Source organism: Thauera sp., from assembly GCF_034003485.1.
Lineage (GTDB): Bacteria > Pseudomonadota > Gammaproteobacteria > Burkholderiales > Rhodocyclaceae > Thauera.
This window is the reverse complement of record NZ_JAVEYL010000020.1, coordinates 22,048-47,203: the sequence shown is the minus strand read 5'-3', so window position 1 is coordinate 47,203 and position 25,156 is coordinate 22,048. Positions and strand designations below refer to the sequence as shown.

The window sequence follows — 25,156 nt, the reverse complement described above, 5'->3', positions numbered from 1 at the left end:
TCGCGCCTGCATCTCCTGAACAAAAAGGCCACCTCTGAACGGGTGGCCTTTTTGTTGATTCATGATGGCGACGACGGTGCTCACCCGACAAAACTCGATAACGCAGCGATAAGGGTTTCGGAGCGCACCCGCGCGAGACCTACACCCGGGCGGACACCGTCTCCAGCAACCCGCGCACCCCGTGCTCGCACATGTCGAGCACCAGATCGAACCCGCGTGGCCCGCCGTAGTAAGGGTCGGGCACCTCATCGTCGAACTGACCCGAGCCGTCGAACTGCATGAACAGGCCGAGCCGGGGGTGATAAACCGGCGGACACAGGCGTCGCATCGCCTCCAGGTGCCCACGATCCATCCCCAGCACCAGATCGAACTCCTGAAAATCCCGCAACTCCAGCTTTCGCGCGCGCAAGCTGGAAAGGTCATAGCCACGCTGCCTGGCGATCTTCTGGGTACGGGGATCGGGCGCCTCGCCCGCGTGATAGCCCTGCGTGCCGGCCGAATCCACCTCGACCCGCCCGCCCAGTCCGCCGGTCTCGATGAAGTGTCGCGCCACGCCCTCCGCAGTGGGCGAACGGCAGATGTTGCCTGTGCACACGAACAGGATTCTGGTCATGTCTTCCCCTCCTCGTCTCTTGTTGTTCAAACGCTGCCGTGCTGGTCTGCGCCAAACGCGCGCTGGCGAAGCTTGAACAGCTCGTCGCGTGCTGCAGCGGCCTTCTCGAACTCCAGGTTGCGGGCGTGCTCCTGCATCTCCTTTTCGAGGCGCTTGATCGCCCGCGCGAGCGCCTTCTCGTCCATCACCGCGTAGTCGCTACCCTTGTCGGCCACGCGCGCGGCATCGCGCTTGGCCCCATCCGAATCATAGACCCCGTCGATGATGTCCTTGATCCGTTTCGTCACCGACTTCGGCACGATGCCGTTGGCCTCATTGAAAGCGATCTGCTTGTTGCGGCGGCGCTCGGTCTCGCCGATCGCGGCCTTCATCGAATCGGTGATGCGGTCGGCGTAGAGGATGGCGGTGCCGTGGATATGGCGCGCGGCGCGGCCGATGGTCTGGATCAGCGAACGCGCCGAGCGCAGGAAGCCCTCCTTGTCCGCATCCAGGATCGTCACCAGCGACACCTCGGGGATGTCCAGGCCCTCGCGCAGCAGGTTGATGCCGACCAGCACGTCGAACTCGCCCAGGCGCAGGTCGCGGATGATCTCCACCCGTTCCACCGTGTCGATGTCCGAGTGCAGGTAGCGCACGCGGATGCCGTTGTCGGCCAGGTAGTCGGTGAGGTCCTCGGCCATGCGCTTGGTGAGCACGGTGACCAGCACGCGCTCGTTTACCGCCAGGCGCTTCTTGATCTCGCCGAGCAGATCGTCCACCTGCGTCATCGCCGGGCGCACCTCGACCATCGGGTCGATCAGGCCGGTCGGGCGCACCACCTGCTCCACCACCTGGCCCTGGTGCTCTTCCTCGTACTTCGCCGGGGTGGCGGAGACGAAGATGGTCTGCGGCATCAGGCGCTCGAACTCGTCGAACTTGAGCGGCCGGTTGTCCAGCGCCGAGGGCAGGCGAAAGCCGTAGCCGACGAGATTTTCCTTGCGCGAGCGGTCGCCCTTGTACATGCCGCCGACCTGGCCGATGGCGACGTGCGACTCGTCGATGAACATCAGGCCGTCTGCGGGCAGGTAATCGATCAGCGTCGGCGGCGGCTCGCCCGGCCCGCGCCCCGACATGTGGCGCGAGTAGTTCTCGATGCCCTTGCAGAAGCCCATCTCGTTCAACATCTCGAGGTCGAAGCGAGTGCGCTGCTCGATGCGCTGCGCCTCCACAAGCTTGCCCTCACGCTGGAACGTGGCGATGCGCTCCTTCAACTCTTCCTTGATCGCCTCGATCGCCTGCAGCACAGTGGCGCGCGGGGTCACGTAGTGGCTGGACGGGTAGACCGTGAAGCGCGCCAGCCTGTGCTTCAGATGCCCGGTGAGCGGGTCGAACAGCGTCAGGTGCTCGATCTCGTCGTCGAACATCTCGATGCGCACGGCCAGTTCGGCGTTTTCTGCCGGGAACACGTCGATGACGTCGCCGCGCACGCGGAAGGTGCCGCGGCGAAAGTCGATGTCGGCGCGGGTGTACTGCATCGCCACCAGGCGCTGGATGAGGTCGCGATGCGCGATGCGCTCGCCCTCGCGCAGGTGCAGGATCATGGCGTGGTAATCGACCGGGTCGCCGATGCCGTAGATGCACGACACCGTGGCCACGATCACCACATCGCGGCGCTCCATCAGGCTCTTGGTCGCCGACAGCCGCATCTGCTCGATGTGCTCGTTGATCGACGAGTCCTTTTCGATGAAGAGGTCGCGCGAGGGCACGTAGGCCTCGGGCTGGTAGTAGTCGTAGTAGCTGACGAAGTACTCGATCGCGTTCTCCGGGAGGAACTCCTTGAACTCGGCATAGAGCTGCGCCGCCAGCGTCTTGTTCGGTGCCAGCACCAGCGCCGGGCGGCCCATGCGGGCGATCACGTTGGCCATGGTGTAGGTCTTGCCCGAGCCGGTCACGCCGAGGAGCGTCTGGTACATCAGACCGTCTTCCACCCCTTCGCACAGCAGGCGGATCGCCTCGGGCTGATCGCCGGCGGGCGGAAAGGGCTGGTGCAGCCGAAAGGGGCTGCCCTCGAAGCTCAGCACCTTCGGACTCTCGGCCCCTTGTTGCGGCGCATCACCTGCAGCGCTATTGCCTTGACTCGTCATGCTAAAATTCCTGCTCCATTCCGGTGCATCGCCATACGGCGACGCCGGACGAAAACGCCGATTATTTCCCAAATCGCGTGACAAGGCACGGCGCATCGCCGTTCCCGCCGCGCGCATTCACTGCTGCCTTACTGAAACAACTGGAGTCCTCATGTCCGCTTCGATCTTCGCCGCCGTCGAGATGGCGCCCCGTGACCCGATCCTTGGCCTGAACGAGGCCTTCGCTGCCGACACCCGTGCCGAGAAGGTCAACCTCGGCGTCGGCGTTTACTACGACGACAACGGCAAGATCCCGCTGCTCGGCGCCGTGCGCACCGCAGAAAAGGCCCGCCTCGAAGCCATGCCGCCGCGCGGCTACCAGCCGATCGAAGGCGCCGCCGCCTACAACAACGCGGTCCAGGCGCTGCTGTTCGGCAAGGACTCGCAGCTCGCCACCAGCGGCCAGACGGTCACCATCCAGGCCCTCGGCGGCACCGGCGCACTCAAGGTCGGCGCCGACTACCTCAAGCGCCTGCTGCCCGGCGCCACCGTCTACATTTCCGACCCGAGCTGGGAGAACCACCGCGCGCTGTTCGAATCCGCCGGCTTCCCGGTCGAGAACTACCCCTACTACGACGCCGCCACCCGTGGCGTTAACTTCGCCGGCATGAAGGCCAAGCTCGACAGCCTGCAGCCCGGCTCCATCATCGTGCTGCACGCCTGCTGCCACAACCCCACCGGCGCCGACCTGTCCGACACGCAGTGGGACGACGTGGTCGCCGTGTGCCGTGAGCGCGGCCTGATCCCCTTCCTCGACATGGCCTACCAGGGCTTCGCCGACGGCATCGAGCCGGACGCCGTCGCCGTGCGCGCCTTCTCGACCAGCGGCCTGCAGTTCTTCGTGTCGAGCTCGTTCTCCAAGAGCTTCTCGCTCTATGGCGAGCGCGTCGGCGCGCTGTCGATCGTCACCGCCAGCAAGGAAGAAGCCGGCCGCGTGCTGTCGCAGGTCAAGCGCGTGATCCGCACCAACTACTCCAACCCGCCGATCCACGGCGGCGCCATCGTCGCCGCGGTGCTGTCCTCGCCCGAGTTGCGCCAGATGTGGGAAGACGAACTCGGCGGCATGCGCGAGCGCATCCGTGCCATGCGCACCAGCCTGGTCGAGCAGCTCGAGGCCGCGGGCGTCGCGCAGGACTTCTCCTTCGTGATCAAGCAGCGCGGCATGTTCTCCTACACCGGCCTCACCGTTGACCAGGTCGAGAAGCTGAAGGCGGACTTCGGCATCTACGCCGTGTCCACCGGCCGCATCTGCCTGGCCGCACTCAACTCCAAGAACATCGGCTACGTCGCCAAGGCGATTGCGCAGGTGGTCAAGGCCTGAAGCCCTGCTTCGTCGCGGCGGGGCGGCGCTCATCAAAAAATGCCGTCTCTGCCTTGACGCAAGCGCGAACGCCAACTAGAATGCGCGTCTCTGTTCCTCGATAGCTCAGTCGGTAGAGCGCCGGACTGTTAATCCGTAGGTCCCTGGTTCGAGCCCAGGTCGGGGAGCCAAGTTTCAGGACTTGGTGTTTCTCCAAGGAACAGCAAGTCGCAGCATGCGCTGCAAAAAGGTAATTCCTCGATAGCTCAGTCGGTAGAGCGCCGGACTGTTAATCCGTAGGTCCCTGGTTCGAGCCCAGGTCGGGGAGCCAGCATCACCAAGCGAAAAAGCCAATCCTTTCGGATTGGCTTTTTCGCTTTCTGCTCCAACGCCAGTTTTCCTCATGCCTTGGGCGTGAGCTTGCCAGCAAACGACTGCACCGCGATCTTGCCTTCCCGAACGAAGAACGTGTCCGTCCCGAGTTCATAGACGTTATCGGCGGTCTCGGCCGTCCACAGGATGTAGGCGTAGTCACCGTCCACGAAGCGCTGCGTCATCCTGAAAGTGGCGCCTGGTTTGCCGAACTCCGCAAGCATCGCCGCGAACAGGGACCGGATCGCCTCCAGCCCTCTGAGCGGCCCATCAGCCGTAAATAGCACGGCATCTGGCGAATAGTCGGACAGAATCCCATCGAGATCGCCCTCGCCAAAACACTTCAGGTGATTGTCCAGCACCGCTGTCGTTGATCTCATGTCACTCTCCCTATTTCCTGTTAATGCGGATGCGCAAGCTCCGTTGCGGCCAGGGCGCCGATCAGGCGTCCCATCTCGGCGCCGACTTCGGTCGACGTGCGGTAGTGAATCCCCTCGAAGATTCGCGCGTCTGCAACTTCGCGCACGACTTCATCCACGCTCGTCCAGCGCCGAACCACACCCTTCGCGGTTGAGCTGACCGTCGCAAGTGCGGGCGCCGGGCCGGTACCCATCTCGGCCTTCAGTACCGCGCCCACCGCAGCGGCAAGGATGGTGTGGGCACTCGGGTATTCGGGATGCAGCGGCGACTCGATGAAGGACGTCCACGCCGCATCGCGCTCGGTTGCGTCGTTGTCGTCCAGGTCGCCGTTGCGGATTGCCGTGACTGGCCGCCAGAAATTGAAGTGGTATTTGGCATCGAACACGCTGATCATCGCGTCGTCCATGGCCTGCGACACGGCCGCGAACAGGCGTGCATTCCGCGCCACGTCGCGATTCGGCGCCTGCGCCACGGAATTCACGAGTCCATAGTAGATCGATGGCAGCGAGTGCTCCCAGAAGCGCGCGACCTCGGTCTGCTCAGCGCTGCGGCTGGTGCTCACCTTTGCGCCGAAGGCCCTGACCTCATTGTAGTCGCGCGTCCATGCCTCGCTGTCGAGCGCCGGAGGTGGGCCAGGACGAAACTGCGCCGGGCTCGTCATCCGCCATGGCGTGCGTGCCCTCCACGGCAATGCGGCCGGTGCCGAGGTGGGAACGTAGGCGCCTGCGCGGGTGTGCGGGCGATAGACCGCGGGCGCGATTGTCAGGTCCTTCTCGCGACGCGCCAGTACTGCAGCGGCAGCGTGCTCTCCGGCAGCGATCCCCGCCGCCTTCTCCTTGCCGTCGGCAATCTTCTCCAACGCGGCCTGATAGGCAGCCTCGATCAAGGTCTCCTGCGACGGCATCAGCTTTTTCAGGATGACGCGGTTTGCCGCTGCGACCGCCGCATCGAGCGCAGCGCCCGGCGCAGCTTGCAGCGCCACGTGCCTGGCCGGGTCGCGCACGGTGACGGCGTTCACGGCCTCGTACATCGCAGTGTGCGCGAGGGCCATCACACGAATCGCTGGCGGCGTTCCAAGCTTGGCCTCGACAATGAATTCGCCGGCGCGGGCGTTCCAGTCCGAAATCACGTCGGCCCGGACATCGAATGTGATGCCCACGAACAGCGCTGCCGCCACAGCAGTGCCGGCAAGACGGGTTTGGAATCTGTGCAGCATTTTGACCTCCTTACAGTGAATGGACCACGCGCCGCGACACGCTGAAGCGGATTCTGCGTCGCCCCGGGCGTTGCCGCTTGACCCGGAATCCGTCTGCTTTGCTCGTCAGTCCTCTTCACGAAGTCTCGCCCGTGCGCGACCCGGCACCCGGCGCGGCTCGATCAGGACGCCAACGCAAGATGGCGCACCCGCGCCGGCGTAGCCCGCTAGAATCGGCAGTCATGAGCGACAATCAACCGCCGCGGGAGGCATCCATGAAACCCAGCTGGATCAAGAGTCCTTCCCTACCGCTCCTGGCCTGCCTTGCCATGCTTGGCGGATGTTCCACGGCGCGAATGGACAGCCAGTGGATCGACAGGAGCTTCCATGACGGCCTCGCCGCCGGCACCCGCGTGTTCGTCTCGTGCGAGACCGGCGACGACAGCCTGCGCCGGCTGTGCGAGGACGCCTGGGCGGAGCGCATGCGCACAGAAGGGATCACGGTGGTCAGGAGCTACGCGCCGGGTGGCGTGCCGGGCGACGCCGTCGGCAACGCCGAACGGATCGAGCGCGCGGCACGCGCCACCGGTGCGAACGCGACGATCCGGATGAAGCTCGCTGTGGGCAGCTATTCGGTGTTCCAGCCCGGGCCGCAGGTGGGGTTCGGCATCGGCGGCGGCAGTGGCGGCGGGGGTTTCAGCTTCGGCGGCATCGGCGTCTCGCTGCCGATCGGCGGCGGTGCCAGCCCGCGGCAGGAGATGGCCTCGAGCACCACGCTGACCGACCTCGGTCGCGGCACGGTGGTGTGGTCGGGCGGCGCGCGCACACAGGTCGACGGCGACGCGCTCGCACGGGTTTCAGCGCTGACCAGGGTGACCGTCGACGCGATGAGAAAGGCAGGCGTGATCCGCTGAGTTGTCTCGCGCGCCAATCGCGTGCAGCGAGCCCCCGCTCCCTCACGCGATCCACTTTCCACAGACGCCAGTCCCCCACCCAGATCTTCCTGACAATCTCCGAAGCTTCGTGATCATGAACATGCGCATTGCCCTGCTGCTTATCGTCTTCGCCGCGCTCGCTGCCTCGGGCGTCGCGCCTTACGACCGCGGCGTGTGGTGGGCCGAGGTGATGCCGGTGCTGATCGCGGTGCCGATCCTGGTCGCCAGCGCGCGGCGCTTTCCGCTCACCCCGCTCGCCTATGGCCTCATCGCCTTCTTCTCGCTGATCCTGATCCTCGGCGGCGCCTACACCTATGCGCGCGTGCCGATCGGCTTCGTGGTGCAGGACTGGTTCGATCTGGCGCGCAACCCGTACGACCGCTTCGGCCATTTCTTCCAGGGCGTGACGCCCGCCCTCCTCGGCCGCGAGCTGCTGCTGCGCACCTCGCCGCTGCGTCCGGGAAAGTGGCTGTTCTTCCTCGTCACGCTGAGCTGCCTGGGGATCAGCGCGCTCTATGAACTCGTCGAATGGGCGGCGGCCGAGCTGTGGGCGGGGGGCGCAGTGGAGTTCGTCGGCATGCAGGGCGATGTCTGGGACGCGCAGGCCGACATGCTGATGGCGCTCATGGGTGCGATCCTCGCGCAGTGGCTGCTCGCCGGCCTGCACGACCGCCAGCTTGCGCGTCTGCCACATGCGAAGGCCAATGACAGGAACCTGAGCGCGTAACGCCGATGCCCGCGCGGGCGCCGCCGGATGGTTCCGCGCGGGCGCCTCACCGCGTCTCCTTGAAGCATCCAGGCGCATCGCTGCAACGTTCGCGCACGGAGGGCACGCCGAAACGTGCAAGCCCGTGTGCGCGGACGGCCGCGATACAAAGCCGCAACATTCGCGTGCCATTGCGAAATTCGGCGAATACCCGCCCCTCCCAGGATTGGCTCCGTGATCCCGCCCCCACGGAGCCAGCCATGAACACCCCCCGTCAACTTCCGACCCTTGCCATCTCCCTTGCCGCGGCGGTGCTGATGGCGATCACGATGGGCTCGCGCTCGTCCTTCGGCCTCTTCGTCGCGCCGCTCAATGCCGCAACCGGACTGGGTCTGGTCACCATCAGCTTCGCGGTGGCCTTGAACCAGTTGCTGTGGGGCCTTGCCCAGCCCTTCGTCGGCCTCGTCGCCGACCGTCACGGTAGCGCCCGCGTCATCGCCACGGGGGGACTCGGCCTGGCCACCGGCAGTGCGCTGCTGCCCTTTGTCGGCAGCGCCGCGGAGTTGGTGCTCGCCCTGGCGCTGCTTGCCTTCGCCGGCGCCGCTGCGGGTAGCAACGGCTTGCTTCTCGGCGAGGTCAGCCGGCGGGTGGATCCAGAACGGCGCGGCCTCGCGCTGGGAATCGTCAGCGCCGGTGGCTCGGCCGGGCAGTTGGTGCTCGGACCGACGAGCCAGGGCATGATCACGGCCGCCGGCTGGGAGTCGGCGATGCTGGGCCTCGCCGCGCTCGCCCTGCTTGCACTGCCGCTCGCGCTGATGTTCAGGACCCCGGCACGCGGTCCGGCCGCGGCCGCCGAGGACCGCACCTCGGTCCCGGTACGCGATGCGCTGACCAGCCCTGCGTTCTGGCTCGTCACCGGCGGCTTCTTCGTTTGCGGCTTCCACGTCTCCTTCCTGATCTCCCACATGCCCGGCGTGATCGCCGACTGCGGTCTGCCGGCGGGCCTGGCGGGGTGGTGGATCGCCGTCGTCGGGTTGTGCAACATCATCGGCAGCCTGATCGCCGGCGCCGCCATCCGTCGCGGATCGATGCGGCGCGCGCTGATGCTGCTGTATGCGCTGCGGGCGCTCGGTGTCGCCGCCTTCGTGGCGCTGCCGAAAACCGAATGGGTGATGCTCGGCTTCGCCGCCTGGATGGGCTTCACCTACATGGCCACGCTGCCACCAACAGTCGGCCTGATCGGCAAGCTGTTCGGCCTGCGCCACATGGCGACAATGGTCGGCGTGGTGATGCTCGTGCATCAGATCGGCGCCTTCCTCGGGGTTTGGCTGGGCGGCATCGTTCTGATCCACACCGGCAGCTACGACTGGATGTGGCACGCCGATATCGTCCTCGCGCTGCTCGCAGTGGCGATCCACCTGCCGCTGGTCGAACGGCCGGCGGCACGGGCCACTCCACCGTCCACCCCCGAGGCCACCCTCAGCCCGGCTGGCGCGGGCTGAGGGCCTGCGTCAGCGCAGCGTACAGGCTTGACGGCTCGACCGGCTTGGGCAACATGACGCCCACGCCGGCGGCGCGTAGCACCTCCTCCCCGACGCCGTCCGCATAGCCGGAGAACAGCAGCACCGGCGTGGCCGGCGACTGGCGCCGGATCTCGCCGGCCAGCTCCAGCCCGGTCAGGTGCGGCATGGTCAGGTCGGTGAGCACGACATCGAAGCCGGCCGGATCAGCGGCGAACAATGCCCACCCTTCCCGGCCGTCAGCCGCTGCCACGACCGTAAGCCCCCAGCCCTCGAGCAGCTCACGCAGGAAGGCGCGCACCATGTCCTCGTCGTCGGCGAGCAGCACACGCCCCTTGAGCCGCGTCGGCGCGCGTGTTGGAGCCGCAGTTTCGCGGCCCTCAAGCTGCGCCGCCGCCCAGGGAAGTATCGGCAGCAGCACGCGAAAGCAGGTCCCGCATCCGGGCGCGGTGTCGATCAGGATGTGTCCTCCATGTTCGTGAACGATGCCGTGCACCGTGGCCAGGCCCATGCCACTGCCCTTGCCCACCGGCTTGGTGCTGAAGAAGGGCTCGAACATGCGCTCAAGCGTATCCGGCGCAATCCCCGCCCCATCGTCCGCGACCACCAGCGCCACGTGGTCTTTGGTGTCCACCGAGTCGCGGCAGGACGCGCACACGGCCAAACCGGGCGGCGCCGCTTCGATGCCGATGCGGATACGCCCCTGCCCCTCCACCGCATCACGCGAGTTGATGCACAGGTTCATCAGCACCTGTTCGAGCTGCACCGGGTCCGCCATCACGCAGGCCTCGATTGCGGGCCGTGCCACCCCGAATTCCACGGTCGTCGGCAACATCGGGGCGAGAAAATGCGCGAGCTCCTCGACCAGTGGCTGCAACGCAAGCGGGCGCGGCATGCCGCGCTGTCCGCGGCTGAAAGTCAGCAACTGGCGGATCAGGTCGCGCGCACGCCCAGCCGACAGGCGGGCCTGCTCCAGATAGCGGCCGAGGCGGACATCGCCGAGTTCGGCCTGTCGGTCCTCGGCCAACGCGAGGTAACCATTGATGCTGGTCAGGATGTTGTTGAAGTCGTGGGCAATGCCGCCTGCCAGATGGCCGATCGCCTCCATCTTCTGCGCCTGGCGCAGTTGCGCCTCGAGTCGGGCGCTCTCCTCGGCGGCACGCTTGGCCGCCGTGATGTCGCGCAGATAGCCCACGAACAGGCGCCCTTCGCTGCCTTCGGCGACCGCGATCGCCAGTTCGGCGGGGAACTCGCTACCGTCGGCGCGCGCGGCCACGACCTCTACCCGGCGACCGATGAAGTGCCCTTCGCCAGTGGCGAGAAGACGCCCCATGCCCGCCTGGTGAGCATCACGAAAACGCGCCGGGATCAGGGTTTCGGCCAGGCTGCGGCCGATCACTGCCGCGCTGCGATGGCCGAAGCAAGCCTCGGCGGCAGGATTGAAACCGCGGATCAGGCCGTCCTCATCCATCGTGATGATGCAGTCCAGCGCCGCCTCCACGGTGGCGCGGTAGCAAGCCTCCGACGCGCGCAGCGCGCCGTCCATGCGGTCGCGCTCGAGCTCCGCGGCCGCGCGCACGGCGAAGATCTTCATCACCGACTCGACGAAGCCGGGGTCGGCTATCGGCCGTCGCGACACCGCGGCGATCAGGCCGAGCGGCTCGCCGCGGGTATCGGCGAGCGGATAGCCGGCATAGCTCTCCATGCCCAGCCGGGCAAAATCCGTGTCGAGCGGGAAGACCTGCCGCAGGTCCTGCGGGTAGATGCGGAACTGTTGACCGATCACCGTCGCGCAGGGCGTGCCGCGCAGGTCGTAGTCGAAGTTCTCGGCGAGCTCACCATCACGCCACAGCGCGAGAACGCGCATGCAGTGCGAGCGCTCCGAGTCACGCACCGCGATGAAGATCCAGTCGCTGCCGATGATCGTCGCCAGATAACGCGCCAGGGCCTGAAAGATGCTGCCGCCGCCGGCACCGGAGACCGCGAGCGAGGCGCCCTGGAGCGCCTCCTCCACGCGCTTGCGGATGGTGATGTCGGTGGCGATGCCGCACACCGCATAGGGTGAGCCGGATGCATCGAGCAGCGGAAACTTGTCCACCAGGTAGGTACGCAGCCGGCCGCCGAACACCACCTGCTCCTCGAAGGTGATGGTCTGCTTCGACTGCACCACCTGCCCGTCGTTGGCGCGCAGGCGGGCGGCCACCTCGCCGGGCATCACGTCCACGTCGGAGCGGCCGATCACCTGATCGGGCAGCTTCCCCACCAGGCGGCAGAACTCCCGATTCACGAACAGGTAACGACCGTCGAGATCCTTCCAGAACACGACCGCCTTGCTTTCGTCGAGGACCTGGCGCAGGCGCAGTTCGGAAGCCCGCAATGAGCGCTCGGCCTGCAGCAGGCGGCCGGCTGCCGCATCAGCGCTGTCGATCGCATCCGTGGCGCGCGGCATGAGCCGTGCCTGTCGCTTGTGTCGCGTGCGGAAGGATGAGCCGCGTCTGTCCTTGTGCTTCATGGCGTGCCCCGTCAGATGGATTGCTCCTTCCAATGTAGCCGGCGGCCGCAATCCATCGCCTGTGGTTACCGCAGGGTTACGAAGGAAACACGCCGGTTACACGCACCAGCACCGCACGGCTGCTCACGCCGGCACGTACATGTAGCCGGCACTCCGCACCGTGCGGATCAGGCGGGGGCGTTCCGGATCGGGTTCGACCTTGCGCCGCAGGCGGGCGATGCGGATGTCGATCGAGCGGTCGAAGGGCTCCCACTCGCGATTGCGGGTGAGCGTCAACAACTGGTCGCGCGACAGCACCTGGTTGGGGCGCTCGACGAAGGCCTTCAGCAGCTCGAACTCCATCGCGGTGAGCATCAGCTCCTCGCCCGCGGCATCGAACAGGCGGTGGGCGCGCAGGTCGAGCCGGCATTCGCCGACCGCGACCATGGCCTCATTGCGCGCAAATCCCGCGGAGGACGGGGTCGCCGTCTCCGCGCCCGCTGCGCCCGCTGCCAGGGGCACCATCCGGCGCAGCACGCTCTTGATCCGCGCAAGCAGTTCTCGCGGCTCGAAGGGCTTGGCAATGTAATCGTCCGCGCCCATCTCCAGCCCCACCACCCGGTCCACCACCTCGCCGACACCGGTCACGATCAGCACCCCGACCGCGTGGCGCTGGCGCAGGTAGCGCAACAGCGTCAGCCCGTCCTCCCCGGGCAGGCGCAGGTCCAGCAACACGACATCGGGCACGGCGCGCGCCAAGGCCTCGAGCATCGCGGCGCCGCAGTCCGCGGTCGCCACCTCCAGCCCGTGTGTGGACAGGTACTCCGAAAGCATCGTCCTGACATCGGGGTCGTCATCCACCACCAGGACGCGGCCGATCGCTTCCATGTCCGATTCCTCCTCCTTCATGCCGAAGCGTCAATCCCAGTGTGGACGCCGTCCCGCCCCCGATCAAGGCGCACTTCCCGCCACCGCCCGCGCCAGTCCGGTCCGGAAACAGCCCGATTACACAGCGATACCAGGACGCGCGGAAGCGAAAGAAGCGCGATACCAGCCCTCCCTAGCATGCAGCCATCGACGACCGGAATCGGCCCATTGGGCAGTGCGGTCGGCGAGGCCCCACCCCCTGGAAGGAGACTGCAACATGAAAGCCCTTAGCGACCCCCGCCTGGACGCCTCGACCACCCTGCCCGGCAAGCCCGCCCGCCGCATCCGCCGCGCCCTCGACGAGATCCTCCAGCTCGCGGCCTACGTCGCGGCAGCGCTGCGCGAAGCACGGACGCGCCGCCGTGCTGCACGCGCGCTGCGCGTCCAGCGCCGCCTGCTCGCCGATCTCGACGAGCGCACGCTGAAGGACATCGGCCTTCACCGCGCCGAACTCGACTCACTGTGCGCCGAGCTCGAAGGCCAGGCCGAACCGAGCCGCCGGCACAGCGCAAAGAACTCCGTCGCCCCCCTGTATTGAGCGTTTCACCCCACCACCCCAAGGAGCATCATCATGCAAACCACCATCCACACCGCGCTATCCGCCCAGCGTTACGCCAAGGCCGTCGAGGTCTCGAAGCGCGTGCGTTTCGACATCGATCACGACGTCATCCGTGGCCGCCAGTTCGACTTCAACAAGAAGTTCCTGCCCGACGGCCTGTCCCGCATCGATGCGCTGCCCTTCCTGCTGCCGGCGGAACGCCGCTTCCTGTCGCAGATCCAGGGCCGCTCCTACGCCAACATCTTCGGCCTGGTGGAGCGCTTCATCAGCGCCCAGGTGCTCGATGTAAGCCGCGACCACTGGTTCGGCGATCAAGTCGCGCTCGAGGCGCTGGTGCGCTTCACCGACGAGGAGATCAAGCACCAGGAAATGTTCCGCCGCCTGGAGCGCATGGCCGCCGCGGGCATGCCCGATGGCTACGTGTTCGTTCCCGATCCGGACGAGGTCGCGCGTGCGGTGCTGTCGGCGTCGAAGTGGGCGGTGCTCGGGCTGATCTGCCACATCGAGATCTTCGTCCTGCTGCACTACCACAGCAGCATCGAGCCCGATGACAACCTGTCCGAACTGTGGAAGGACGTCTTCCTGCACCACGCCCGCGAGGAGTCGCAGCACGCCATCCTCGACGAGCTCGAATGGCTGCGCGAGGACTCGCGCCTGAGCCCGGCCGAGCGCGACCGCGCGGTCGATGACCTGATCGGCCTGGTGGCGGCGGTCGACGGCATCCTACAGGCGCAGGCCAGGGCCGACGCCGACTACTTCGTCACCAGCAGCGGACGCAGCCTCACCCCCGCCGAGGCGGCCCAAGTGCATGCCACCGTGCTGCGCGCCTACCGCTGGCAGTACATCGTGTCCGGTGTACAGGGCGAGCGCTTCCAGGCGGTACTGGGGGGCCTGATCGATGCGGCGCAGTTCCAGCGCATCGCCGGTGCGCTCGGCCCGATCATCGAGGACGTGAACCGGGTCCTGCACTGATCGGAGTCATCCGCCGCCAAGCGGGCTTCGTCGCATGGCGCGCGCTGATGATGGTGCACGCCCTGCTGCTGAGCATGATCGTCGGCCGGCGCTGAGGCCACTGCCGACTGCGGCCCCGCCCCGGAGGGCGGGGCCGCCTAAACCCCGTGCCGCCGCCGGTGCTGGCGCGAACCCGCCGAGCCTTCGGCGTCCGAATACGCGTGGCGCGCCGCCGTCATCTCGGCCAGCACGGTGGCGACCTTGTGGTTGAGCGTGCCTTTCGGAATCACGCCCTTGGCATCCGGCTCGCCGGCTTCGACGCCGGTCAGTACGGTCATCGCCTCGTCGACCGTCTTCACCGAGTGGATGTGGAAACGCCCCTCTGCAGCCGCCTGCACCACGTCCTCACGCAACATCAGGTGACGCATGCTGGCGGCAGGAATCACCACGCCGTGCGAGCCATCGAGCCCACGCGCCGAGCACAGGTCGAAGAAGCCCTCGATCTTCTCGTTCACGCCACCGATCACCTGCACCTCCCCGAACTGGTTCACCGAGCCGGTGATCGCAAAGCGCTGCTGGATCGGGATCTGCGTCAGCGCCGACAACAGCGCGCACAACTCGGCGAGCGAGGCCGAGTCGCCCTCGACCGGCGCATACGACTGCTCGAACACCAGGCTCGCCGACAGCGACATGGGCTGGTGGCGGGCGTAGCGTGCGGCGAGAAAGGCGGACAGGATCAGCACGCCCTTGGAGTGGATGGCGCCGCCGAGCTCGGTCTCGCGCTCGATGTCGACCACGTCGCCCTCGCCCATGCGCACGGTGGCGGTGATGCGCACGGGGTGGCCGAAGCGCTCGCCGGCCAGCTCGATCACCACCAGGCCGTTGATCTGACCGGCACGCTCACCGTCGGTGGAAATCAGCGTCGTGCCGTCGAGGATGGACTCCCGCACCCGCGTCGGGTAGCGGTTGCAGCGGCGCTCGCGCGCGGCCAGCGCATCCTCGACCTCGACCCGACCGGTGGTGACGAGGCCCTTCTGGCGGGCGTGGAAGTCGGCCTCGCGCATCAGATCGGATAACGCGCGCGTGTTCAGCGACAGGCGACCCGCATCCTCGGCAAGCCGTGAAGCCTCTTCCACCAGGCGGGCGACACCGCTGCGATCCACCGGCAGCAGCTTGGCACCGCGCGCGAGCAGTGCCATCAGGCGGGCATATTCACATTCGTTTTCCGGCGTGCGCAGGATGTCGTCGTTGAAGTCAGCGGCCACCTTGAACAGATCGGCGAACTCGGGGTCGTGCTCCATGAGCAGGTAATAGACGTCGCGATCGCCGATCAGCACCACCTTCAAGGCGCTCGACACGGCCTCGGGCTCGAGCGTCAGCGCGCCACTCCAGCCTTGCGCCTCCGCCGGCGGCTCGATGCGGATCTCGCCAGCACGCAGGCAGCGCTTGAGGCCTTCCCACGCGAAGGGCTGCGACAGCAGGCGCTCGGCGTCGAGCACCAGATAGCCGCCATTGGCGCGGTGCAACGCGCCCGCACGGATCAGGTTGAAGTGGCTGACCTGGTTGCCCTGCTGCACGATGTGCTCGATGCGGCCGATGAGGTTGCCATAGCCCGGATTGTTCTCGAACACCACCGGCGCGCCCTGCGAGCCGGAATGATCCACCAGGAGCTTGACCTGGTAGCGGTGGTAGCGGGTGTTTTCCTCGGGCTCGGGCGCTTCCTCGTCGTCCTCGTCGAGCATCGTGCCCTTGATCGCGCTGTCGAGCACGTCGTGCTGCACCGCATCGAGGAAGACCAGCACCTCGGCCAGATCCGCATGCGCCTCGCGCACCTCGCGCAGCAGGTGGGACACGGCCGGCTCGAGAACCTCGTGCTCGGCACGCTCGATCGACTCGCGCACCGCCTTACGCCAGCCGGGAAAGTCGTTGAGCAGATCCTCGAGCTTGTTGCTCCAGGCCGTGATGCGCGCTTCGATGTCGTGGCGCTCGCCCTCCGGCAGGGCCTCGAAGGCCTCGGGCGACAGCACGTCATCGCCCCGTGTCGGCGCAAAGACGAAGCCCTCGGGGGTCTGCAGCAGCGAGATCCCGTCCGTGGCACAGGCCTGGCCGAGTTCGCGCAGCGCGCCCTCTTCGCGGGCCTTGTGGGCGTTCTGCAGCGACTCGACGCGCTCGACGTGCGCATCGCTGTCGAGCGCGGCCGACAGCGCCGGCCCGAGGTCGCGGATGAAGGTCTGCATGAGCGCGCGCAGTGCGCCACCACGCCCCGCGGGCAGGGTCAGCAGGCGGGGCTTGAGCGCCTCGTCGAAGTTGTGCAGGTAGCACAGGTCGGGCGGCACCGGCTCGCTCGCCGCGCGGTCGCGCAGCAGGCGGAAGGTCGTAGCGTGCTTGCCGCTGCCCGCATCGCCGAGCACGAAGACGTGGTAGCCGGAATGGCCCATGGCCAGCCCGAAGCGGATCGCCTCGACGGCGCGCTCCTGGCCCAGGTCGCCGGCATGGTCGGCAAGGGATTCGGTGGTTTCGAAGCTGAAGCAGGCGGGGTCGCAGCGCTTGCGCAATGCCGTGGACGGCAGCGGCACGAGATCGGCCATATTTGATTATTCTCCTGGTGCCGCGTGGCACGGAGCGCAATGATACACCTCGCGCTGCAACGGCCCGAGGCCTGCAGTAGGCTCGCCGCAGGCCCACGGCGGGCGAACCTCGCCTTGCACCGCGCTGTCCATGTACTGATAATCCCCCAACCCGAATCCGCTGCCGACCATGAAAGTCATCCCGATCCAGCAGGCCGCGTCCACCATCGTCACCCCCGACACTGCGCTGAGCCCGCCTCCCGGCGCCTCGCTGCTCGATCGCCGTGGGCGCGGCGTGCGCGACCTGCGCATCTCGGTCACCGACCGCTGCAACTTCCGCTGCGTGTACTGCATGCCGCGCGAGGTGTTCGGCGACGACTACACCTTCATGCCCCGGCGCGAACTGCTCAGCTTCGAGGAGATCGTGCGCGTGGCGAGCCTGTTCGTCGCTCGCGGCGTGCGCAAGATCCGCATCACCGGCGGCGAGCCGCTGCTGCGCAAGGACGTCGATCGCCTGATCGAGATGCTGGCGCGGCTGCCCGGTGTGGAGATCACGCTCACCACCAACGGCGTGCTTCTGCCCAAGCTCGCGCGCCGCCTGAAGGACGCCGGCCTGCACCGCGTCACGGTGAGCCTGGACGCGCTCGACGATGCGCTGTTCCGGCGCATGAACGACGCCGACTACCCGGTCGCCAGGGTGCTCGAAGGCATCGAGGCGGCGAAGTCGGTCGGCCTGGGGCCGATCAAGGTCAACATGGTGGTCAAGCGCGGTACCAACGACGGCGACATCGAGGCCATGGCTGCCCACTTCCGCCACAGCGGCCACATCCTGCGCTTCATCGAGTTCATGGACGTGGGCGCGTCCAACGGCTGGAAGATGGACGAAGTGCTGCCATCGCGCGAAGTCATCGCCCGCATCGACAGCCAGTTCCCGGTCGAGCCGATCGACCCCAACTACGAAGGCGAGGTCGCCGAGCGCTGGCGCTACAGGGACGGCGCCGGCGAGATCGGGGTGATCTCGTCGGTCACTCAGGCCTTCTGCGCCACGTGCACCCGCATCCGGCTGTCGACCGAGGGCAAGCTCTACACCTGCCTGTTCGCCCAGCATGGCCATGACCTGCGCACGCTGCTACGCGAAGGCGCCGACGACGCCCGGATCGACGCCGCCATCGCCCACGTCTGGCAGCAGCGCGAAGACCGTTACTCCGAGATCCGCACCGCCGACACGGCAGCGTTGCGCAAGATCGAGATGTCCTACATCGGCGGTTGAGTCGGCCCCGGCGCTGAACCCGGCAAGCGTGCTCAGTCGCGCATTGCCTCGAACTCGAAGCTGAGCAGCACCTCATCGCCGACCATGCCGTTGTTCACCCCGTAGCTCATGCCCCACTGGCTGCGCTGCAAGGTCGTGCGGGCCGAGATGCCCAGCGTGTGCTTGCGGTGGCCGAAGGGGTAAGTTGCTGCCTTGTTCAGCGATACCTCCAGTATTACCGGGTGGGTCTGCCCGAGCAGCGTCAGTGTGCCGCTCAGGCGGCCGTCGAGCCGGCCGCCGTTCTCCATCACCGTCTCGAAGGCGGTGGCCTCGAACACGATCTCGGGATGACGATCGGCATCGAGGAAGTCGCTGTCGCGTACATGCCGGTCGCGCGCCTTGTGGTTGCTGAACACGCTGTCCGCTGCCACCACCACGCGCCCCGACGACAGCGTGCGCGTCGTCTCGTCATACACGAAACTCCCGCTACCCTTCAGGAACATGCCAATCACATCCGCGTAACCGAGGTGATCGATCTGAAATCCGATCGCGAAATGATCGGGGTCGATCGTGTAGGTGCGCGGCTCGGCCCAGGCCTGGCCGGCACTGGCCGCAGCGAGGAACACGCCCGCGGCAAGCAGGCGGCGCAAGGTGGGAACAGGGGCTCTTCTGGTCATCGTGTCTTCCTCCATCGCACTTCGTTGATTGGTTGCGCCCGACTTATTGCACTGCATCATTCAACTGCTTCAGCTCACCTGCTTCCGTGCACGTACCGCCAGCGCACATCCACCGCGAAGGACCACGCCAGCAGGCCAAGTGCCAGCGCCAGCAGCGGCGCCGCCCATCCCGCATCCACGACCGGCAGCAGGCACAGCAGCAAGCTGGCGACCTGCCACACGCACACCAGCTTGCGCCGCGTGCTCTCGGGCAGCGGACCATCGAGCCAGGCCCACAACCGCATCGCGGCCACGAATGCGTAGCGCATCGCGCCGATGGCGAGCACCCAGCTTCCCGCTTTGCCCATCACCAGCAGATGCACGCACAGCACCAGGATGAGCAAGGCGTCGAGTTCCATGTCGAAGCGCGCCCCGAAGGCGCTGGCGCAGCGCCAGCGCCGCGCCACCCAGCCGTCGATGCCATCGAGCGCAAGTGCAATCCCTGCAATCGCTGCCACCCAGGCGGCATGCCCTTGCGTCCATTCCGGCGCGGCGAGCGCACCTGCAACCAGCGCCACCAGCACCGCCCGTCCCAGCGTCACCCGGTTCGCCGGCCCCAGCGTGGTGCGCAGATCCGGCCATTGATGCAGGACCGCCGCGCACAATGCAAGCAGCACGCCTACCGCCGCCCACATTGCCTGGGGAGGTAGATCGAAAACCGTCATCGCGAGCGCTGACAAACCCGCCAGCATCGTAAGCGCTGCCAGAACTTCCAGTGCTGCAACCGGCACTGACCCGCGCCCCGAATCCACCCCGTCTTCCTTGATCAATGCTTTGTCCTCACACCGCCTTCCCGTAGTGACCGAAGACCCGGATCCCGCGCCCCTGCTACCATGCTCGCTTCGATCATCTGCCGCGGCAAAGGGTTCGCACAAGGGCTGCATGGACAGCACAGCGGAGGCACGCGGCCCTCCAAGCCAGATCACTCCCTGCGCATGACATTCGACCCAAGGACCAAACGATGTCCGACACCAGCCTCGCCTTCTGGAGCACAGGCTACGGCCGGGGCGAACTGCGCCCCGCTGTGCTGCGCCCACCCGCTACGGGAGAGGTGCTCGTACGCAGCCTCTACAGCGCCGTCAGCCGCGGCACCGAGAGCCTGGTCTTTCGCGGCGAGGTGCCCGAGAGCGAATACCAGCGCATGCGTGCCCCCTTTCAGGAAGGCGACTTTCCCGGACCGGTCAAATATGGCTACATCAGCGTCGGCGTCGTCGAGGACGGCGCCGGTCCGCAAGCCGCCGCACTGCACGGGCGCACGGTGTTCTGCCTGCACCCGCACCAGGACCGCTACCTCGTGCCGGCAAGCGCCGTCATCCCGCTGCCGCCCGGCCTGTCGCCGGCGCGCGCCGTGCTGGCCGCCAACATGGAAACCGCGCTCAACGCGTGCTGGGACGGCGCCCCGGGAATGGGCGATCGCATCGCAGTCGTCGGCGCGGGCGTGGTGGGCAGCCTGGTCGCGTGGCTGTGCGCGCGCATTCCGGGCACCGAGGTGGAGCTCATCGACATCGATCCCGGCCGTGCGCAGATCGCGCGTGCCCTCGGTCTGACCCACCGTTTGCCCGCGAACGCACGCGCAGAGTGCGACCTCGTCTTCCATGCCAGCGGCCATCCGGCCGGGCTGAGCACCGCACTCGATCTTGCCGGGCAGGAAGCAAGCGTGATCGAGATGAGCTGGTACGGCCGTACTGCGGTGACGGTAGGGCTGGGCGGCGCCTTCCACGCCCGCCGGCTCAACATCAAATCCAGCCAGGTCGGCCATATCCCCCCGCAACGCAGCCCGCGTTGGCATTATCGTCGGCGCATGGAACTTGCGCTGTCCCAGCTCGTCGATCCACGGCTCGATGCGCTGATCAGCGGCGAAACCGGATTCCAGGACCTGCCGGCGCTGATGCAACGCCTCGCGTATACGCCGGCCGGTGCCCTGTGCGAACGCATTCGCTACCCCGGCGTCAGCACCCTGGACGCCCACACGCCCCACTCCGGAGATCCTTCATGTACAGCCTGACCGTCCGCGACCACATCATGATCGCCCACAGCTTCCAGGGCGCCATCTTCGGACCTGCCCAACGCATGCACGGCGCGACCTACCTCGTTGATGCGTGCTTTCAGCGCAGCGAACTCGACGCCGACGGCCTGGTGGTCGATATCGGCCTGGCCGGCGAGGCCCTCAAGACCCTGCTCGCCGACCTCAACTTCCGCAACCTGGACGACGAGCCGGAATTCCGCGGCCGCAACACCACCACCGAGTTCATGGCCCGGGTGATCTTCGATCGCATGGCGGCTGCGATCCGCGCCGGCAAGCTCGGCGCCGGCGCACGGGGACTGGAGCGCCTGAAGGTGACCCTGCACGAGTCGCACATCGCCTGGGCGGGCTACGAGGGTGCGCTGTGATTGGGCCGACCGCGGCCCGTCCCGCCGCCCTGCGCGCGTCGGCCGGGCCCGCTTCGGCACTAGCCCGCCGCACCGTTCGCCAACGCCCGCCAACGCCCGCAGAATCGGGCGCATGACCCAACGCCTCGACTTCATCGTGCCTGGCGACCCCGCGCAGCGCACGGGCGGCTACCTCTACGACGCGCACATCGTCGCCGAGTTGCGCCGGCTCGGCTGGACGGTCGATGTGCATGGTCTCCCCGGCCGATTCCCCGAGGCTGATGCGACGGCGCGCGATGCGCTGGAGCAGACGCTCTCCGCCTTGCCGAGCGGCCGCCAGGTGGTGGTCGATGGACTCGCGCTCGGCGGCCTGCCAGAGGTCGCGATCCGGCATGGTTACCGCCTGAGGCTCGTCGCGCTCGTGCATCACCCGCTCGCCGACGAGCGCGGGCTGAGCGTCGCACGCCGGCACTGCCTGCTCGCCAGCGAGCGCGCGGCACTCGCGGCCGCCCGGCTCGTGATCACAACCAGCAACTACACCGCACGCCGGATCGCGGACTTCGGCCTTCAGCCGTCCCGGGTGGGTACGGTCGAGCCGGGCGTCACGCCGCTGCCGCTGGCCCTCGCCGACGGGGACTCACCGCGGCTGCTGTGCGTCGGCACCCTGAGCCCACGCAAGGGCCAGGACCTGCTCGTGCGCGCACTGCACCGCCTGCACGAACTACCCTGGCATTGCGACTGCATCGGCAGCAGCGCACGTGACCCACACTTCGCCCATGCCCTTGCTGGGCTCATCGCGAAAGCCGGTCTCGATGAACGCATCCAGCTCCACGGCGAATGCGACGACGCGCAGCTGCGCGCGGCCTATGCGGGCGCGGATCTCTTCGTGCTGCCCTCGCACTACGAGGGCTACGGCATGGTGGTGTCCGAGGCCATCTCGGCCGGCCTGCCGGTACTCACCACCACGGGCGGTGCGCTGGCCGAGACCCTGCCCGCCGGCGCCGGAATCGCCGTCCCGCCCGACAACGTCGATGCACTCGCCGAAGCCCTGGGCACGCTGATCGGGAACCGCAGCCGGCGCCACGCCCTGCGCGACGGCGCCCGCAAGGCGCGCGCGGTGCTGCGCGACTGGCCGCGCGCCGGCGCCGAGTTCGCCGCCGCGCTGAGCCGGATGGAACGATCACCGGCCTCCACCCCGATCGGGCCTTGAACGCCCTGCAACCTCGCGCGAGTCATCCAATGGCCTCCAACGACGAAAGCACCCTCGACACCCAAGCTCAGTCCGCCCCCCAGCCGCATCCTGACGCCTGCTTCGACGCGAGCTGGCTCGCCCTGCGCAAGGTGGCAGACAGTGCAGCGCGCGCGCCCGAACTCGAGGCGCGCGCTGCCGACTGGCTGCGCCAGCGCCGGTCGGCGGCTGCGCCTGGCCAGCCGCTGCGCCTGATCGACCTTGGCAGCGGCAGCGGCGCCAACCCCTGCCACCTCGCCCCGCGCCTGCCCGGTCCCCAGCACTGGACGCTGATCGACCACGATGCCGGGCTCCTTGCCCGGGCGCTGACCGCGTGCGCCGGATTGCGCGACGCAGAGGGAGCATCGGCCAGTGTCGACACGCATTGCCTGGATCTTGGCCGCATCGACGCGTCAACGCTTGCGGGTACGGATCTCGTCTGCGCTTCGGCCCTGCTCGACCTGGTGGATACCGCCTGGCTCGACCAACTCGCCGACGCGTGCGCCACGACCGGCAGCGCACTGCTGGTCACCCTGAGCGTGGACGGCACTTGGCGCTTCCTGCCCGACGCCGCGGCGACCAAGGCTGCGCTCGCGATCGCCGCTGCGGATGACGACTTTGTGCGCACGGCCTTCAACGCCCACCAGCGCCGCGACAAGGGCCTGGGCGCCGCCCTCGGCCCCGACGCCGCGTCCACCCTTGCCACACGCCTCGAGGAGCGCGGCTTCCAGGTCCGCCTCATGCCCAGTCCCTGGCGACTGCGCCTTGACCAACCCGCACACGCGGCGCTGGCGCTTGCGCTCATCGACGGCTGGCGCGACGCCGCCAGCGCGCAGCAGCCTGACGAGTGCGCGCGCATCGCGGCATGGCACGCACGGCGCATCACCGACTGTGACCACGACCGCGGGCGCGACGGTGGGCCCGGCGGCGGCGCGCTCGAAGTCGGCCACCTCGACTTGTTCGCCACACCGCCCCGCGCCGCGCCGTGCGCGGACTGAAGCCCCTGCCGCGCCTGGCCGCAAGCCTCGGGCTGATGACGGCGATCGTGCTCTGGCTCGAGCCGAAAACCCTCGCCGCCGCCTTTTCGGCACCGCAACCAAGCTGGCTGGCTGCAGCGCTGGCGCTGAGCTTCCCGCAGGTGGCCCTGTCGGCCTGGCGCTGGCGGCTCACCGCGAACCGCCTCGGCGCGCCGCTCGGCTTTGGCGAGGCGCTGCGCGAGTACTACGTCGCCACCTTCCTCAACCAGATCCTGCCCGGCGGTGTGATGGGCGACGCAGCGCGCGCCTGGCGCCACGCCCGTCGCCCGCAAACGCAAGCCGCGGGCGGGATGCCGGTCGGCATGGCGGCCTGGCATGCGGTCCTCATCGAGCGCGCCTCGGGCCAGCTTGCCCTGCTCGCCGTCGTGCTGGCGACGCTGGTCATCTCTCCCGAGCTGCAAGCGGCCAGCGCACGGCTGTTCGCCTCGTCCGGTAGCGGATCGAATTCACCCCTGCTGCTCGCGCTTGTCCTGCTCCTTGCGCTCGTTGGCATGACGCTGTGGTGGATCCGCGGTCATGTCGTCCGTTTTCGAGGAGCAGTGCAGGAAGCACTGCTCGCGCGCGAGGTTTTCCTGCGCCAATTGCTCGCCTCGCTGCTGATCGTGGCCAGTTACGTCGGCGTCTACCTGTGCTGCATGCGCATGATCGGCGTCGGCACGCCGGTAGCGACGAGCGCGCCACTGGTGCCCTGGGTGCTGCTGGCGATGGCAATTCCGCTGTCGATCGCAGGCTGGGGCGTTCGCGAGGGGGCCGCGGCCCTGGTCTGGCAGGCAGCCGGGCTCGACCCCGCACAAGGTGTCGCAATCTCGATCAGCTACGGCCTCGTCATCCTGCTGTCGAGCCTGCCGGGCGCGCTGATGATGTTTCACCGCGGGTCGGCAGACCCCGCGCCTACACCCTCAGATCAGAAGCGCGAAGATCAAGATCGAACAGCGTATCCACGCCACAGGCGAAACACCGGCTTGCAGGACGAATCGCCTCGTTGAGCGTATCGATCGGTGGCAATACCAGACCGGGGCGCCCCGAGCCGATCAGCATCGGCGCCACCATCACGTGCAACCGATCGAGCACGCCCGCCTGCAGGAAACGCGACACGGTCACTCCGCCGCCTTCGACCAGCACCCGCCGGTATCCGGCCTCGCGCAGCCAGCGCAGGACTGCTGCGGGCTCGAAGCCCTCGGCGCCGCAGGGCAGGACGCAACGCCGGAGCTCGCCGGGAGCCAGGGGGGTGGAATCGTCCGGCAGGGGAGGCCGGGAATCGGACACCAGATGCAGCGTGGGCGCAGCGGCTTCGTGAAACACCCGCGCCTGCGTCGCCGCCCGGCTCTTCGGATCGAGCACCACGCGCAGCGGATTGGCCCCGGACACATGGCGCACGGTGAGCTGCGGATCGTCTGCGTTCACCGTGCCCACGCCCACCACCACCGCATCGACCAGCGCACGCAGGCGATGCAGGTGGGCGCGCGCCTCGATGGCGTTGATGTAGTGCGAGGCACCGCTCGCGGTGGCGATGCGGCCGTCCAGGCTTTGCCCGAGCTGGGCGATCACCCACGGCCCCGCTTGCGCCACCAGCGGAAGGAACAGATCGAGCAGCTCGGCGGTCTCTGCAGACGGCTCGGCTGCGCAACGCCAGGCGCCCCCCGGATCTATTTCGATCGCGACCTCGTCGACGATGAAACTTGTCGTGCGGCGCGCGGCCCAATCAGCATGACGGGCTTGCAGGATGCAGGCCCAGCCCCAATCTGGTAGAAGTCTGTCCGACATTCATCATTCCTTAAAATACGGTTTGCACCCGCGAAGCTCGAACCAGACGCGCATCGCACCCGGGCGAACATGAA

General features: G+C 67.7%; 22 protein-coding genes and 2 tRNA genes. 14 read left to right on the top strand and 10 right to left on the bottom strand.

What is annotated here, in order from left to right:
- Window positions 1-139 precede the first annotated feature (139 nt).
- Complete coding sequence (locus tag RBT54_RS12470) at window positions 140-613, bottom strand: low molecular weight protein-tyrosine-phosphatase (protein WP_320367394.1); 474 nt, start codon at window positions 611-613, stop codon at window positions 140-142.
- A gap of 26 nt (window positions 614-639) precedes the next feature.
- A complete protein-coding gene (uvrB, locus tag RBT54_RS12465; RefSeq protein WP_320367393.1) occupies window positions 640-2,736 on the bottom strand; it encodes an excinuclease ABC subunit UvrB in 2,097 nt (698 codons plus the stop codon).
- A 151-nt stretch (window positions 2,737-2,887) separates the two neighbouring features.
- On the opposite strand from uvrB, the gene RBT54_RS12460 reads away from it, so the two are divergent.
- The 3 genes from RBT54_RS12460 (at window position 2,888) to RBT54_RS12450 (ending at window position 4,406) form a co-directional block, all read left to right on the top strand.
- Window positions 2,888-4,096 (top strand): amino acid aminotransferase, encoded by a 1,209-nt coding sequence (locus tag RBT54_RS12460; protein WP_320367392.1) that lies wholly within the window; start codon window positions 2,888-2,890, stop codon window positions 4,094-4,096.
- A gap of 94 nt (window positions 4,097-4,190) precedes the next feature.
- Window positions 4,191-4,266: transfer RNA gene (locus RBT54_RS12455), tRNA-Asn, on the top strand.
- A gap of 64 nt (window positions 4,267-4,330) precedes the next feature.
- Window positions 4,331-4,406: transfer RNA gene (locus tag RBT54_RS12450), tRNA-Asn, on the top strand.
- Window positions 4,407-4,476: 70 nt separating this feature from the next.
- Here the strand turns inward: RBT54_RS12450 and RBT54_RS12445 are convergent.
- Together RBT54_RS12445 and RBT54_RS12440 are read right to left on the bottom strand one after the other, a co-directional pair.
- Window positions 4,477-4,827: a nuclear transport factor 2 family protein gene (locus RBT54_RS12445; RefSeq protein ID WP_320367391.1), complete on the bottom strand. Its 351-nt coding sequence runs from the start codon at window positions 4,825-4,827 to the stop codon at window positions 4,477-4,479.
- Window positions 4,828-4,847: 20 nt separating this feature from the next.
- The gene (locus RBT54_RS12440) at window positions 4,848-6,083 is read right to left on the bottom strand and encodes a vanadium-dependent haloperoxidase (protein ID WP_320367390.1); all 1,236 of its coding nucleotides are present in this window, start codon (window positions 6,081-6,083) and stop codon (window positions 4,848-4,850) included.
- A 254-nt stretch (window positions 6,084-6,337) separates the two neighbouring features.
- On the opposite strand from RBT54_RS12440, the gene RBT54_RS12435 reads away from it, so the two are divergent.
- From RBT54_RS12435 to RBT54_RS12425, 3 genes are all read left to right on the top strand, one after another.
- Window positions 6,338-6,976 (top strand): hypothetical protein, encoded by a 639-nt coding sequence (locus tag RBT54_RS12435; protein WP_320367389.1) that lies wholly within the window; start codon window positions 6,338-6,340, stop codon window positions 6,974-6,976.
- A 115-nt stretch (window positions 6,977-7,091) separates the two neighbouring features.
- Entirely contained in the window at window positions 7,092-7,724 is a 633-nt protein-coding gene (locus RBT54_RS12430) for a DUF2238 domain-containing protein (protein WP_320367388.1), read from the top strand.
- 239 nt (window positions 7,725-7,963) lie between these two features.
- The gene (locus tag RBT54_RS12425; RefSeq protein WP_320367387.1) at window positions 7,964-9,205 is read left to right on the top strand and encodes an MFS transporter; all 1,242 of its coding nucleotides are present in this window, start codon (window positions 7,964-7,966) and stop codon (window positions 9,203-9,205) included.
- Here RBT54_RS12425 and RBT54_RS12420 read toward each other — a convergent pair.
- A complete protein-coding gene (locus RBT54_RS12420; protein ID WP_320367386.1) occupies window positions 9,183-11,672 on the bottom strand; it encodes a PAS domain S-box protein in 2,490 nt (829 codons plus the stop codon). The genes RBT54_RS12425 and RBT54_RS12420 overlap by 23 nt on opposite strands.
- 186 nt (window positions 11,673-11,858) lie before the next feature.
- Window positions 11,859-12,602 (bottom strand): response regulator, encoded by a 744-nt coding sequence (locus tag RBT54_RS12415; RefSeq protein WP_320367385.1) that lies wholly within the window; start codon window positions 12,600-12,602, stop codon window positions 11,859-11,861.
- Between the two features lie 256 nt (window positions 12,603-12,858).
- Between RBT54_RS12415 and RBT54_RS12410 the strand changes: the two genes are divergently transcribed.
- Both RBT54_RS12410 and RBT54_RS12405 read left to right on the top strand, forming a co-directional pair.
- A complete protein-coding gene (locus RBT54_RS12410; protein ID WP_320367384.1) occupies window positions 12,859-13,179 on the top strand; it encodes a DUF1127 domain-containing protein in 321 nt (106 codons plus the stop codon).
- Window positions 13,180-13,212: 33 nt separating this feature from the next.
- Window positions 13,213-14,172: a hypothetical protein gene (locus RBT54_RS12405; protein ID WP_320367383.1), complete on the top strand. Its 960-nt coding sequence runs from the start codon at window positions 13,213-13,215 to the stop codon at window positions 14,170-14,172.
- A 137-nt stretch (window positions 14,173-14,309) separates the two neighbouring features.
- Here the strand turns inward: RBT54_RS12405 and RBT54_RS12400 are convergent, their stop codons facing one another.
- Window positions 14,310-16,739, bottom strand: coding sequence for a Lon protease family protein (locus RBT54_RS12400; RefSeq protein ID WP_320367382.1), 2,430 nt, complete (start codon window positions 16,737-16,739; stop codon window positions 14,310-14,312).
- Between the two features lie 169 nt (window positions 16,740-16,908).
- On the opposite strand from RBT54_RS12400, the gene moaA reads away from it, so the two are divergent.
- Complete coding sequence (gene moaA / locus RBT54_RS12395; RefSeq protein ID WP_320367381.1) at window positions 16,909-17,988, top strand: GTP 3',8-cyclase MoaA; 1,080 nt, start codon at window positions 16,909-16,911, stop codon at window positions 17,986-17,988.
- A gap of 32 nt (window positions 17,989-18,020) precedes the next feature.
- Here the strand turns inward: moaA and RBT54_RS12390 are convergent, their stop codons facing one another.
- Window positions 18,021-18,644: a YceI family protein gene (locus RBT54_RS12390; RefSeq protein ID WP_320367380.1), complete on the bottom strand. Its 624-nt coding sequence runs from the start codon at window positions 18,642-18,644 to the stop codon at window positions 18,021-18,023.
- 74 nt (window positions 18,645-18,718) lie between these two features.
- The gene (locus tag RBT54_RS12385) at window positions 18,719-19,453 is read right to left on the bottom strand and encodes a CDP-alcohol phosphatidyltransferase family protein (RefSeq protein ID WP_320367379.1); all 735 of its coding nucleotides are present in this window, start codon (window positions 19,451-19,453) and stop codon (window positions 18,719-18,721) included.
- Window positions 19,454-19,644: 191 nt separating this feature from the next.
- Between RBT54_RS12385 and RBT54_RS12380 the strand changes: the two genes are divergently transcribed.
- From RBT54_RS12380 to RBT54_RS12360, 5 genes are all read left to right on the top strand, one after another.
- Window positions 19,645-20,688: a zinc-binding alcohol dehydrogenase gene (locus RBT54_RS12380; RefSeq protein ID WP_320367378.1), complete on the top strand. Its 1,044-nt coding sequence runs from the start codon at window positions 19,645-19,647 to the stop codon at window positions 20,686-20,688.
- Window positions 20,676-21,074 (top strand): 6-carboxytetrahydropterin synthase, encoded by a 399-nt coding sequence (locus RBT54_RS12375; RefSeq protein WP_320367377.1) that lies wholly within the window; start codon window positions 20,676-20,678, stop codon window positions 21,072-21,074. The genes RBT54_RS12380 and RBT54_RS12375 overlap by 13 nt, the downstream gene beginning before the upstream one ends.
- A 112-nt stretch (window positions 21,075-21,186) precedes the next feature.
- Window positions 21,187-22,263, top strand: coding sequence for a glycosyltransferase family 4 protein (locus tag RBT54_RS12370; RefSeq protein ID WP_320367376.1), 1,077 nt, complete (start codon window positions 21,187-21,189; stop codon window positions 22,261-22,263).
- A 29-nt stretch (window positions 22,264-22,292) separates the two neighbouring features.
- Complete coding sequence (locus RBT54_RS12365) at window positions 22,293-23,279, top strand: class I SAM-dependent methyltransferase (RefSeq protein ID WP_320367375.1); 987 nt, start codon at window positions 22,293-22,295, stop codon at window positions 23,277-23,279.
- A complete protein-coding gene (locus RBT54_RS12360; RefSeq protein WP_320367374.1) occupies window positions 23,267-24,304 on the top strand; it encodes a lysylphosphatidylglycerol synthase transmembrane domain-containing protein in 1,038 nt (345 codons plus the stop codon). The genes RBT54_RS12365 and RBT54_RS12360 overlap by 13 nt, the downstream gene beginning before the upstream one ends.
- Here RBT54_RS12360 and RBT54_RS12355 read toward each other — a convergent pair.
- Window positions 24,210-25,082, bottom strand: coding sequence for a RibD family protein (locus RBT54_RS12355; RefSeq protein WP_320367373.1), 873 nt, complete (start codon window positions 25,080-25,082; stop codon window positions 24,210-24,212). The genes RBT54_RS12360 and RBT54_RS12355 overlap by 95 nt on opposite strands.
- Window positions 25,083-25,156 lie beyond the last annotated feature (74 nt).